At 63.6% G+C, this 12345-nt stretch carries 11 protein-coding genes; all 11 read left to right on the forward strand.

From position 1 onward, the window contains the following. The first annotated feature begins 65 nt into the window (after positions 1 to 65). The 11 genes from IB263_RS25975 (at position 66) to hutH (ending at position 12344) form a co-directional block, all read left to right on the forward strand. On the forward strand, positions 66 to 1193 hold the full coding sequence (locus IB263_RS25975) for an FAD-binding oxidoreductase (RefSeq protein WP_060601424.1): 1128 nt from the start codon (positions 66 to 68) through the stop codon (positions 1191 to 1193). A gap of 393 nt (positions 1194 to 1586) precedes the next feature. Then, complete coding sequence (locus IB263_RS25980) at positions 1587 to 1970, forward strand: YciI family protein (protein ID WP_060601428.1); 384 nt, start codon at positions 1587 to 1589, stop codon at positions 1968 to 1970. A gap of 247 nt (positions 1971 to 2217) precedes the next feature. After that, positions 2218 to 3060, forward strand: coding sequence for a phosphonate ABC transporter ATP-binding protein (phnC, locus tag IB263_RS25985; RefSeq protein ID WP_034799588.1), 843 nt, complete (start codon positions 2218 to 2220; stop codon positions 3058 to 3060). Positions 3061 to 3144: 84 nt separating this feature from the next. Then, positions 3145 to 4050, forward strand: a complete 906-nt coding sequence (phnD, locus tag IB263_RS25990; RefSeq protein ID WP_034799586.1) for a phosphonate ABC transporter substrate-binding protein — start codon at positions 3145 to 3147, stop codon at positions 4048 to 4050. Between the two features lie 169 nt (positions 4051 to 4219). Next, a complete protein-coding gene (phnE, locus tag IB263_RS25995) occupies positions 4220 to 5182 on the forward strand; it encodes a phosphonate ABC transporter, permease protein PhnE (RefSeq protein ID WP_060518329.1) in 963 nt (320 codons plus the stop codon). Positions 5183 to 5191: 9 nt separating this feature from the next. Beyond that, positions 5192 to 6709, forward strand: coding sequence for a phosphonate ABC transporter, permease protein PhnE (gene phnE, locus IB263_RS26000; protein ID WP_060518221.1), 1518 nt, complete (start codon positions 5192 to 5194; stop codon positions 6707 to 6709). Between the two features lie 128 nt (positions 6710 to 6837). Then, positions 6838 to 7545: a DUF1045 domain-containing protein gene (locus tag IB263_RS26005; RefSeq protein WP_034799581.1), complete on the forward strand. Its 708-nt coding sequence runs from the start codon at positions 6838 to 6840 to the stop codon at positions 7543 to 7545. A 1-nt stretch (position 7546) separates the two neighbouring features. After that, on the forward strand, positions 7547 to 8686 hold the full coding sequence (locus IB263_RS26010) for an alpha-D-ribose 1-methylphosphonate 5-triphosphate diphosphatase (RefSeq protein WP_034799579.1): 1140 nt from the start codon (positions 7547 to 7549) through the stop codon (positions 8684 to 8686). Next, positions 8683 to 9267, forward strand: a complete 585-nt coding sequence (gene phnN, locus IB263_RS26015) for a phosphonate metabolism protein/1,5-bisphosphokinase (PRPP-forming) PhnN (protein WP_034799577.1) — start codon at positions 8683 to 8685, stop codon at positions 9265 to 9267. Before IB263_RS26010 ends, phnN begins: the two co-directional genes overlap by 4 nt. Before the next feature lie 300 nt (positions 9268 to 9567). Beyond that, a complete protein-coding gene (gene hutI / locus IB263_RS26020; RefSeq protein WP_034799575.1) occupies positions 9568 to 10812 on the forward strand; it encodes an imidazolonepropionase in 1245 nt (414 codons plus the stop codon). Continuing rightward, positions 10809 to 12344 (forward strand): histidine ammonia-lyase, encoded by a 1536-nt coding sequence (gene hutH, locus IB263_RS26025; RefSeq protein WP_034799573.1) that lies wholly within the window; start codon positions 10809 to 10811, stop codon positions 12342 to 12344. Before hutI ends, hutH begins: the two co-directional genes overlap by 4 nt. Position 12345 lies beyond the last annotated feature (1 nt).

Here is a 12345-nt window from a genome sequence, read left to right on the forward strand (position 1 = left end):
AGTTATAAATTTGAACACAGATGACGCCTTGCCTATGGTCCGGCCGACAACCAACGGAGGCGGACATGCAAGACTACGACGTGGCGATCATTGGCGGTGGAATCGCCGGCCTGTCGCTTGCCTATTTCCTGGCACCGCATCGCTCCGTCGTGGTGATCGAGCGGGAAGAAGGGCTCGGCTATCACAGCACCGGCCGCTCGGCGGCAGAGTTCGTGCTGCGCTATAACGCGCCGGAGGTCTGTGCGCTGGCGGCGATATCCAAGAGCTTTTTCGATAATCCGCCCGAAGGCTTCTCGGACGTCGCGCTGCTAAAGCAGCGCGGTGGCGTCATGATCGCCAATGCCGAGAAAGTTGCCCGGTTCGAAGAGGTGTTTGCCGCGGAGAGCCGTGCCAACGCCGAAATTGAACGGCTGACCGTCGACGAGGCGATCGCGCGTGTGCCGATCCTGCGCCGCGACTATGTGGCTGCGGCCTATTACGATCCGCAGTTCTGGGACATCGAAGTCGAGAACCTGTTGCAGGGTTACGTCCGGGGCGCGCGCCGCCATGGCGCGGTAATTATCGAGCGCACGGACGTGCTGGCGCCGCGCCGGGACGGCGACCGCTGGGTGCTGGCGACGAGTGCCGGCGAAGTCAGTGCAAAGACGATCGTCAATGCTGCCGGCGGCTGGGCCGATCCCGTCGCACAATCGTTCGGCGTCGCCCCCATCGGCATCGTGCCGCATCGCCGCACCGCAATCACCGTCGACCTGCCCGAAGGCATCGACGCGCTGACGCTGCCCGAAATCAACGAGATCGATGAAGACTTCTATATGAAGCCCGAAGGCGGGCGGCTGCTTTCCTCGCCCGCCGACGCAACGCCGTGCGATCCGGCCGACGTCCAGCCGGAGGAGATCGACGTCGCCTGGGCTGCGCACTACGTCGAGGAGGCAACGACCGTGCCGGTGCGCCGCATCTTCAAGAGTTGGGCCGGCATGCGCAGCTTCTCGCCGGACAAGCTTCCGGTGATCGGCTTTACCCGCGAGCGTTCGGACTTCTTCTGGCTCGCCGGCCAGGGCGGCTACGGCATCCTCACCTCACCGGCGCTCGGCGCATTCGCCGCAAGCCTCCTCGTGGGTGCACCAGCGCCCGAGGCCTTCGAAGCGACCGGCCTCGATGCCGCAAAGTTCAGCCCGGCTCGATTGGAACGCTAGCCCGAGCAGAGTTGGCCGCAGGCGAGGAAGGCCACGCCCAGCACGATACTGCGGGCCGCGGCGGGGTCGAAACACGACTGTGACGAGGTCTTCGGCAATGCCGCGATCGATGAAGGCCTGCGCGCGCTCAGCCGAAGATATCCACCCGGGCGCGAAGTTGCCCGCTCGCTCGCCCGCGGCCTCGTCTGGAGGGCCCGCGACGCAGCAGCCCGCGGCGAGATCAAGCGCCGTTCTCGGATTGCCAGGCAGGCCTGTCGCTGGGCAGCGGCGGCCTGGGGCTGATCCGCTGAACACGCGCCCCACTCCGGTGGCACGCTCGGTGACACCGTCCGCACGACGAGGCGTTGATGCGGCCGGCAAAACCTGACAGGAATACGCGCGGGAGGACGGTTCATGTATTACGCAATCTTGGCCTACCATACAGCAGGCGTCGTCGAATCCTGGACCGAGGAGGAGGACGAAGCGCTGATGTCCGACCTGCTTGAAGTTCATGACCGGTTCGTCCAGCAGAAGGCCTTTGGCCCGGCCGCACGGCTCGGGCCTACCGAAGGTGCTGTGACGCTGAGGGGCAAGGGCGAAGGCATTGTCACCGATGGCCCCTTTGCCGAAACCAAGGAGCAATTGCTCGGCCTCTACGTCGTCGACTTCCCGGCCATCGACGCGGCAGTTGACGCCGCGCGCGAATTGCGCCGCTCCAATCCGACCGCGATCTACGAGATCCGGCCGATTGCGCTCTATGTTCCCGGCGCGACGCTGGACCCCGGTCCACAGAGCTAGCGACTGCGCCGGTCCTGCGCCGCGACGGCGGCTCCGACCACAAATATCCGCTCGATGTTGATGCGCGCCCCTTGAAGTTGACGGGGAGCGCAGGCGCCTGCGCGCAGCCATTCAAATTTGTTAACCAAACATGCGGGGCTGTGAACTGTAACAGAACTTACAACAAACTGACATTCCGGCTTCATGAAGCGCCGATATGGCAGGGTCATACCGATGACCGGTCTCCCCGGAAGAGGACCTGCTAGACATGTTTCAGTTGAAGAATGTAACCCGCCAGTTCGGCAAGAAGACAGCCGTGAGTTCGGTTACCTTCGACATACCGCAAGGCCAGATGGTCGGCGTGATCGGCCGCTCGGGCGCCGGCAAGTCGACGCTTCTGCGTATGATCAACCGCCTCGTCGATCTGTCGTCCGGCTCGATCGTCTTCGATGGCACGGAAGTTTCGTCGCTGCGCGGTGCTGCCCTTCGCACCTGGCAGCGCGACTGCGCGATGATCTTCCAGCAGTTCAACCTGGTGCCGCGCCTCGACGTGCTCACCAACGTGCTTCTCGGGCGTCTCAACCACCGCTCGACCGTCTTGAGCATCCTCAACATGTTTACCCGCGAAGAACGCATCATGGCGATCGGCGCACTTGAGCGCCTCGGCATCGAGCAGACCGCGCTCCAGCCGGCCGGCACGCTTTCCGGCGGCCAGCAGCAGCGCGTCGCGATCGCCCGCGCGCTGATGCAGCAGCCGAAGGTTCTGCTTGCCGACGAGCCGATCGCCTCGCTCGACCCGCTGAACGCCAAGATCGTCATGGATGCGCTGCGCGATATCAACGAGCGCGATGGCATCACGGTGATCACCAACCTCCACACGCTCGATACCGCCCGCAACTATTGCGAACGCATCATCGGCATGGCGCATGGCCGCGTCGTCTTCGACGGCCAACCCAAGGATCTGACCGCGGCAGCGGTTGCCGAGATCTACGGCGCCGACACAGGCATCGAGGAATCGATGACCTCCACCAGCATCAACATTCCGGCGGCAGTACCGCAGGAAGAAACGGCATCGGCCGGCCTCAAGCCGCTGGCACTGGCCGGCATCTGACGCCCGCCATGATCGAAAGCCCGCGTCAAGGGCACCTCTTTGAAACCCAATAGGATCCGGCCAAGCCGGACACGGGAGAACCTTATGCTGAAGAAAGCTCTTCTGGGCGCCGTAGCGCTCCTCGCCCTCGTCGGCCACGCCCAGGCTGAAGACCTGAAGGAATTCCGCATCGGCATCCTCGGCGGCGAAAACGAAGCCGACCGCCTGCGCAACTTCCAGTGCCTGGTCGACAAGCTGCCGGCCGCCATTGGGGTCGAGAAGGTCTCGCTGTTCCCGGCCGCCGACTATGACGGCGTCATCCAGGGCCTGCTCGGCGGCACGCTCGACTACGCCGAACTCGGCGCTTCCGGCTACGCCAAGATCTACCTCGCCAAGGCTGACGCCGTCGAGCCGATCCTGACGACCGTTCAGACCGACGGTTCGACCGGCTACCACTCGATCATGGTTGCCCGCAAAGATTCCGGCATCACCAAGATCGAAGACCTGAAGGGCAAGAAGCTCGGCTTCGCCGACCCGGACTCGACCTCGGGCTACCTCGTCCCGCTCGTCACGCTCCCGGAAGCGATCGGCGCCCCGGTCAAGGAATTCTTCGGTGAAACCGGCTTCGGCGGCGGTCACGAAAACCTCGTTCTCGAAGTCGTCAAGGGCACCTTCGATGCCGGCACGACCTTCGGCTCGGGCGTCGGCGAATTCAAGGACGGCTACACCTCGGGCAACCTGAAAAAGATGGTCGACAAGGGCATCCTCGACATGAACGACCTAGTCGAGCTCTGGAAGTCGCCGCTGATCCCGAACGGCCCGATCGTCGTGCGCAACACGATGAACGACGACATGAAGGCGAAGTTCAAGCAGTTCATGCTGGACCTGCCGAAGACCGATGCGGCCTGCTTCTCGGCCATCCAGGGCGGTGACTTCACCGGCTACACCGAAGTCAACGCCGACTTCTACAAGCCGATCATCGACGCCCGCAAGGCGACGATCGGCGGCTGATAGACCCGCACCACTCGGGAACGCTGGCCGCCCAAACGGCCAGCGTTTCCCTGTTTGAAGGGGTGCTTTCGCATCCTTCGCCGCATTGTTTTCACGCATTTCCGGGGCGGAAAACCGCTTCGCACTTTACTTGGAAATGCTCAAGAGGCCGGCGAAAGCCGGAACGGTCATGGCAACTTCCCTGCTCCCGCGACATCTGAGCGACAACGGCGCCGTCATCGAGCGTCACTGGCAGGAACTCAGTTCCCGCCGCCGGCTCTATTCCTGGCTTGGCTTCGGCGTTCTCCTCCTGGCGCTATCGGGCTCGCTCTGGTTCGCCAACGATTCCAATGCCGGCAAGTTCTTCGACCGTTTGCCGCATTTCTTCGATTTCGTCGGCGATCTCGCGCCGCGCGACGGGCTAGAAATTTTCCGCGCCATGTTCGACCTGCCCTCGCCCTATGACGATGGCAGCTTCAAGTACAACTACCCCGAGGGCCGGCTGTACCTGACCGAAAGCTTCTACATCCCCGAATACGTGCACAAGATGCTGGAGACCGTGAACATCGCGATCTTTTCGACGGTGATCGGTACGGCCTTCGGCTTCGTGCTCTGCTTCCTTGCCGCGCGCAACCTGATGCCCAATCCATGGATCCGCGGCATCGTTCGCCGCATCATGGAAGTGCTCCGGGCCTTTCCGGAGGTGGTGATCGCCGGCTTCTTCCTCGCGATCCTCTCGCTCGGCCCCATTCCGGCGATCGCCGCGGTCTCGATCCACACGATCGGCGCGCTCGGCAAGCTCTTTTATGAAGTGGTCGAAAACGCCGACATGAAGCCGGACGAGGGCCTGCGGGCTGCCGGCGGCAACTGGATCGAGCGTGTCTGGTTTGGCATGGTGCCGCAGGTGCTGCCCAATTTCACCAGCTATTTCCTGCTACGCCTCGAGATCAACGTGCGCGCCTCGACGATCATCGGCGCCGTCGGTGGCGGCGGCATCGGCGAATTGCTGCGCCTTTCGATCGGCCAGGGACACCAGGCCAAGACCCTTGCAATCGTCCTCCTGCTGTTTGCGACCATTTTTGCCGTCGACCAGTTTTCCGCCTGGCTTCGCCGCCGCCTCGTTGGCGAGCAGGCCTTCCAGCTTGCCCAGTAGGTGCGTACCATGACCACGACCACACGATTGAACCCGATGGAAATGGACGCGATCGCGAGCCGCCATCCCGACCTCCTCAAATCCTCGACCTCCAGCCGCGTGCGCACCGCAGCCATCGCCGGCGGCGTCGTCGTCTACCTCATCTTCAGCTGGTGGTTCTTCTCGATCGGCCACGTGCTCGGCAATGCCAATTGGGGCATCGCTGGCACCTACCTGGCCGACTGGGTTTCCTATGAGGTACGCCCGGAAATCCACGTCGCCCCCGACCGTACGATGCGTCTCAACTATCAGCGCAATTCGCCGCTCGGGCCCAATCCCAATCCGGACTGGGTGGAGCTCGACAGGCAGACGGTGACGCGCCAGGTCGAGATACCGGCCTCCACCGCGCAGGCGGTCAAGCCGAAGGCAAGCTCGTCGTTCAGCTTCATGGCGCCCGGCTCCGCGCTCGGTGGCACAGCCGCTGCCGAAACGCAGAACCGTATCGAAACCCGGACGGAAGACGTGCTGACGCGCGTCGTCGTAACCTACGACCGCTCGACCAGGATCGAGATCGCCGATGGCCTGGTGAAGGCTACCCATGGCGGTGACACGTTTGTTATGACCGTAGACGGCGTCGACACGGTGAGGCCGCAGGGCCAACTGCCCGCCTGGGCGACACAGAAGCGGCCCGGCGAAAAGATCGTGCTTGCCTTTGGCGCCACCGGGTGGGCTGAAGTGGAAGGCGACGAGGTTTCCGTCCGCAACCGCTTCTTCGGTTGGGCGAACTTCCTGTTCGACACCAACTCGCCCTTCTTCGGCAAAAGCTATGGCGAGGTCGTCGCGCTCATCACATCCGGCGAACAGATCGACCCGACCCGCTCGAACCTTTCGCTCGCCTGGAACAACATCCTCTATAACGCCGAATGGCAGCATCTGGACGTCTGGACGAAGCTGTTGCAGACGGTCGTCATGGCTTTTGTCGGCACGCTCTTTGCGTCGCTGATCGCCTTCCCGCTCTGCTTCCTTGCCGCCAGAAACATCACGCCGAGCTTCCTGACCAACCAGGTGGTCAAGCGCTTCTTCGACTTCCTGCGGTCGGTGGACATGTTCATCTGGGCACTGTTCTTCACCCGCGCCTTCGGCCCCGGACCGCTTGCCGGCATCTCCGCGATCTTCTTCACCGACACCGGTACGCTTGGCAAACTCTATTCCGAGGCGCTGGAAAACATCGATGACAAGCAGCGCGAGGGCGTGAAGTCGGTCGGAGCGACGCCGCTTGCCGTGCAGCGCTTCGGCGTGCTTCCGCAGGTGCTGCCGGTTTTTGCCAGCCAGGCGCTCTACTTCTGGGAATCGAACACTCGCTCGGCGACGATCATCGGCGCCGTCGGCGCCGGCGGTATCGGCCTCAAACTCTGGGAAGCGATGCGTACCAATTCCGATTGGGAAAATGTCGCCTATATGGTGCTTCTGATCTTGCTGGTTGTCTTTATTTTCGACAGCATCTCGAACGCGTGCCGTTCGCGCCTGATGGGCAGCAAGGCACATTGACGACAGCCAAGCATTTGCGTGTCCGCCATCATGATGTTGTCATGGAAATCGGCTAGCTGCGCATCGCATCCCCGCAAACAATCGACCCGCCGCCCTGGCGGGCCGGTCGCTATAAGAAAGTGAAGACCGTGCGTTATGCCATCTATTTCGCGCCGCCGGCGGACGACCGGCTGTCGCAGGTCGCGTCCCGTTGGCTGGGGCGCGACGCCTTTACCGGTGAGGACCTCACGCTTCCGACGATCGCCGGGATTGACGAAGAGACGCAACGCACATTGACGGCTGACCCGCGGCGCTACGGTTTCCACGGTACGCTGAAGGCTCCCTTCGAGCTTGCCGAAGGCCGGGACGAAGACGAGCTCCTAAGTATTTTCGAGTGCTTTGCCGCCGACCTCGACCCGTTCGAGATCCCCGAAATCGTGCTGCACCAGTTGGGCCCGTTCTTCGGACTCGTGCCGTCCGCGCCTTGCGTCGACCTGCTGGATTTGGCCGAAGACGCCGTTCACCGCTTCGACCCGTTCCGCGCGCCGCTGTCGGACGCCGACTTTGCCCGCCGCAAGCCAAACAGCCTGCCTGAGCGCCAGAGGCGCTACCTCAAAGAATGGGGCTATCCCTATGTTTTCGAAGAGTTCCAGTTCCACCTGACCTTGACTGGCCCGGTGCCCACGGAAACCAGCGGCGTGATGCGTACCGCGCTCGAAACCACCTTTGCCGAGCATATCGGCAAGCCACTTCACGTCACGTCAGTCGCGCTCTTCGTCGAACCGGAGCGCGGCGCACCCTTTACTGTCCGCTCCCTGCTGCCGCTCGGCAGCGACACCCAACGAAAGATCGCATGAGATGAGCAAAGAACAGGTTTTGACCAACGCCCGCATCGTCCTCGAGGATAGTATCCTCGACGGTTCGGTGCTGATCCGCGACGGCAAGATTGCCGACATTTCCGAGGGCACGGTTGCCAGCGGCGAGGACTTTGAAGGCGACTATCTGATCCCCGGCCTCATCGAGCTGCACACCGACCACCTCGAAGCCCACTACTCGCCGCGCCCGGGCGTGCGCTGGCTGAAGATCGCGGCAATCCAGGCCCATGACGCACAGGTGGTCACCTCCGGCATCACCACGGTCTTCGACTGCCTGCGTCTCGGCTCCGACGAGGATGGCGGCTTCCAGAAGGGCGAGATGCGCAGCATGGCCGACGCGCTGGCCCAGGCCAAGGAAGAGGGTCGCCTTCGCGCCGATCACCTGATCCACCTGCGCTGCGAAGTTTCAACGTCCGACGTGCTCGAACACTACGAGGACTTCCAGAACGATCCGCAGGTCAAGCTCGTCTCGCTGATGGACCATGCGCCGGGCCAGCGCCAGTTCCAGACGATGGACCAGTACACGCTCTACTATAAAGCCAAGCGCGGCTTCTCGGACGAAGAATTCGCGCGCTTCGTCGAGCGGCAGCAGGCGTTGTCGGCCAAGTATGCCGGTCCGCACCGCACCGCGCTCGCCGAGGCCTGTGCGGCCCGCGGCATCACGATCGCCAGCCATGACGACGCGACCATCGACCACGTCGAGGAATCGATCGGCTTCGGCATCAAGCTTGCGGAGTTCCCGACGAGCTTCGAGGCCGCCGAGGCGTCGCACCGCGCGGGCCTCAGCGTTCTGATGGGCGCGCCGAACATCGTGCGCGGCAAGTCGCACTCCGGCAACATCGCCGCCCGCGATCTCGCCGAGCGCGGCGTGCTCGACGTGCTGTCGTCGGACTATGTGCCCTTCAGTCTGATCCACGCCCCCTTCGTGCTCTCCGACGAACTCGACGCCGTCGACCTGCCAAAGGCAATCGCCATGGTGACGTCGACGCCGGCGCGTACCGTCGGTCTCGATGACCGCGGCCGCATCGGCGTCGGCCTTCGCGCCGATATCGCTCGCGTCCATCGCAAGGAAGGCATCCCGGTCGTGCGCTCCGTCTGGCGCGAAGGACGGCGTGTCGCATGAGCGCGAACAACCAGGGCGGCGCGCTTGTCGTCGTTGTTGGACCGAGCGGCGCCGGCAAGGACAGCGTCATGGGCTTTGCCGCCCGGCATTTCGCGGATTGTCACGACGTGCATTTCGTCCGCCGCGTCATTACCCGTCCGTCGGATGCCGGCAGTGAGGTACATGAAAGCGTCTCGGAAGACGAGTTCGTCGAGATGCAGAAGGACGGCGCCTTCGCCGTTTTCTGGGATGCGCATGGGCTGAAATACGGCATCCCCGTCGTCGTGCTCAGGAATGTCAGGGACGGCATGACGGCGATCGTCAATGGCAGCCGTGGTGCCCTGCCGGCGTTCCGCGAAGCCTTCGGCGAGATCGCCGTCGTCGTTGTTACAGCCGAGACGCCTGTGCTTGCAAAGCGGCTTGCCGAACGCGGCCGCGAAAGTGAAGAGGAAGTTTTGCGACGCCTCAGCCGCCAGGCTCCAGACGTGACCTCAGGCCCGGATGTCAGCGTGATCGACAACAGCGGTCGCCTCGACATTGCCGGAAATCGCTTCGTCGAGGTGGTTGAACGGCTGCGCACTAAGGCGGATCACGCGGTTTAGCGTGATCTGTTTTCGCGGCCCGGCAGGATTTCGGCTCGCGGGCACGCGTCGCGATCCCCATTCCAAGGACACAGACAAAGGTTCCGAACCTCATGGCTCGGGGCCTTTTCTTTTTGCCTGCGGTGATGACGAACCCGGGGTGAGAAATTCCCGAGAAATCAGAGTTCTACGGTCATCTCCTCAAAGCCCCCGTTCTGTTTCACTCGGCCGATCACCCTTTCCTTTTCCGCAGGCTCCATAAATTTCCCCTTGTGGAGCGAATTAATATGTATATACATTATATTCAGTGGAGGCGACCTGATGAACGAACTCTCGACCCGCAGGCAGACATCCGGCATCTGGCGCAATGTGCGTCTCGTGACGCTTGGCGAAACCGTTGACGGTCTTGGCCTCGTCGAGAATGCGGCCGTTGCGGTCGTCGATGGGCGTATCGCCTATGCCGGGCCGGAGAGCGGACTGCCCGCCGACCTCGCACGCAGCCTTGAAGCGACGGACTACGAGGGCCGCGTAGTGACGCCCGCTCTCATCGACTGCCACACCCATCTCGTTCATGGCGGCAACCGCGCCCGCGAATTCCAGATGCGCCTCGAAGGCGCCACCTATGAAGAGATTGCGCGTGCCGGTGGCGGCATCGTTTCCTCGGTCAAGGCGACCAATGCGCTGACCGTCGACCAGCTTGTCGAAAGCACCCTGCCGCGGCTCGACACGCTTCTTGCCGAAGGCGTCTCGACCGTCGAAATCAAATCCGGCTACGGACTGAACGTCACGGCCGAGCTCAACATGCTGCGTGCCGCCCGCAAACTCGAAACGCTGCGGCCGGTGCGCGTTATGACGAGCTATCTCGCCGCACACGCAACGCCTGTGGACTACAAGGGCCGCAACGATGACTACGTCACCGATGTCGTGCTGCCCGGCCTCGACGCCGCCCATGCCGAAGGCCTGGTCGATGCGGTCGACGGTTTCTGCGAGGGCATCGCGTTTTCGACTGCCGAGATCGCCCGCGTCTTTGACCGCGCCAAGGCACTCGGCCTGCCGGTCAAGCTGCACGCAGAACAGCTCTCCAACCTTGGCGGCGCAAAGCTCGCGGCCTCCTACGGCGCGCTTTCGGCCGACCACCTCGAATATCTCGACGCCGAAGGGGCTGCGGCCCTGGCCAAATCAGGTACGGTCGCCGTGCTTTTGCCCGGCGCCTTCTATGCGCTGCGCGAAGAGCGCCTGCCGCCGGTCCAGGCTTTGCGTGATGCCGGCGCGCGTATCGCGATCGCCACCGACTGCAATCCCGGCACCTCGCCGCTGACCTCGCTGCTTCTCACCATGAACATGTCGGCGACGTTCTTCCGGCTGACGGTTGCCGAATGCCTTGCCGGTGCGACGCGCGAAGCCGCCCGCGCGCTTGGCCTACTGGCCGAAACCGGCACGATCGAAGTCGGAAAATCCGCCGATCTGGCAATCTGGAACATCGAGGATCCGGCCGAGCTCGTCTACCGCATCGGCTTCAATCCGCTTCATGAACGCATCTTTAGAGGGCAAAGGATCGGTCAATGACCATCACTCTACACCCGGGCTCCGTGCCCCTCCGCGATCTCGAAACCATTTACTGGTCCGGCGAGCCGGCCCGCCTCGATCCGTCCTTTGACGCCGGCATCAACAAGGCTGCCGCCCGCATTGCCGAGATCGTCGCCGGTAACGCGCCGGTCTACGGCATCAACACCGGCTTCGGCAAACTCGCCTCGATCAAGATCGACAGCGCCGACGTTGCAACGCTGCAGCGCAACCTGATCCTGTCACATTGCTGCGGAGTCGGCGAGCCGCTCGCCGAGAACGTCGTTCGCCTCATCCTGTCGCTGAAGCTCGTCTCCCTCGGTCGCGGCGCCTCCGGCGTCCGCCTCGAACTCGTGCGGCTGATCGAAGCCATGCTCGAAAAGGGCGTCATCCCTGTCATTCCCGAAAAGGGCTCGGTCGGCGCCTCCGGCGACCTCGCCCCGCTCGCCCATATGGCCGCAGTCATGATGGGCCACGGCGAAGCTTATTTCGAAGGCCGTCGCATGTCCGGCGGCGAAGCGCTGTCCGCCGCCGGCCTCAAACCGGTGGTGCTGGCCGCCAAGGAAGGCCTTGCGCTGATCAACGGCACCCAGACGTCGACGGCGCTGGCACTCGCCGGTCTCTTCCGCGCCCATCGTGCCGCACAGGCGGCACTCATCACCGGCGCCATGTCGACCGATGCGGCCATGGGCTCGTCAGCGCCCTTCCATCCGGATATCCATACGTTGCGCGGTCATCGCGGCCAGATCGATACGGCCGCGGCTCTCCGCGCGCTGCTTGCCGGCTCGGCAATCCGCGAAAGCCACATCGAAGGCGATGAGCGCGTGCAGGATCCCTATTGCATCCGCTGCCAGCCGCAGGTCGACGGCGCCTGCCTCGATCTGCTGCGCTCGGTCGCCCGCGTGCTTGAAACCGAAGCCAACGCCGTCACCGACAACCCGCTCGTTCTTTCAGACAACTCGGTCGTCTCCGGCGGCAACTTCCACGCCGAGCCGGTTGCCTTTGCCGCCGACCAGATCGCCCTTGCCGTCTGCGAGATCGGCGCGATCTCGCAGCGCCGCATCGCGCTGCTCGTAGACCCGGCTCTCTCCTACGGCCTGCCGGCCTTCCTCGCCAAGAAGCCGGGCCTGAACTCTGGTCTGATGATCGCGGAAGTCACCTCGGCGGCGCTGATGTCGGAGAACAAGCAGCTCTCGCATCCGGCGTCTGTCGACTCGACGCCGACGTCGGCGAACCAGGAAGACCACGTTTCCATGGCCTGCCACGGCGCGCGCCGCCTGCTGCAGATGACCGAGAACCTGTTCTCAATCGTCGGCATCGAAGCACTGACCGCCGTCCAAGGCGTCGAATTCCGCGCGCCGCTCGCCACGAGCCCTGAATTACAGAAGGCCGCTGCCGCCCTTCGCGCCGTCTCGCCGACGATCGAAGAGGACCGCTACATGGCCAACGACCTCAAGGCCGCCGGCGACCTCATCGCCTCGGGCCGTCTGAACGCCGCCGTCTCCGCCGGCATCCTGCCAAGCCTGGAGGCCTGAA

Source organism: Ensifer sp. ENS03, from assembly GCF_014852035.1.
In the GTDB taxonomy this organism is placed as follows: domain Bacteria; phylum Pseudomonadota; class Alphaproteobacteria; order Rhizobiales; family Rhizobiaceae; genus Ensifer; species Ensifer adhaerens.

Excerpts from the sequence above, each read along its gene's own strand:
- IB263_RS25975 (WP_060601424.1), top strand. The coding sequence starts at position 66 with ATGCAAGACTACGACGTGGCGATCATTGGCGGTGGAATCGCCGGCCTG.
- IB263_RS25980 (WP_060601428.1), top strand. The coding sequence starts at position 1,587 with ATGTATTACGCAATCTTGGCCTACCATACAGCAGGCGTCGTCGAATCC.
- phnC (WP_034799588.1), top strand. The coding sequence starts at position 2,218 with ATGTTTCAGTTGAAGAATGTAACCCGCCAGTTCGGCAAGAAGACAGCC.
- phnD (WP_034799586.1), top strand. The coding sequence starts at position 3,145 with ATGCTGAAGAAAGCTCTTCTGGGCGCCGTAGCGCTCCTCGCCCTCGTC.
- phnE (WP_060518329.1), top strand. The coding sequence starts at position 4,220 with ATGGCAACTTCCCTGCTCCCGCGACATCTGAGCGACAACGGCGCCGTC.
- phnE (WP_060518221.1), top strand. The coding sequence starts at position 5,192 with ATGACCACGACCACACGATTGAACCCGATGGAAATGGACGCGATCGCG.
- IB263_RS26010 (WP_034799579.1), top strand. The coding sequence starts at position 7,547 with ATGAGCAAAGAACAGGTTTTGACCAACGCCCGCATCGTCCTCGAGGAT.
- phnN (WP_034799577.1), top strand. The coding sequence starts at position 8,683 with ATGAGCGCGAACAACCAGGGCGGCGCGCTTGTCGTCGTTGTTGGACCG.
- hutI (WP_034799575.1), top strand. The coding sequence starts at position 9,568 with ATGAACGAACTCTCGACCCGCAGGCAGACATCCGGCATCTGGCGCAAT.
- hutH (WP_034799573.1), top strand. The coding sequence starts at position 10,809 with ATGACCATCACTCTACACCCGGGCTCCGTGCCCCTCCGCGATCTCGAA.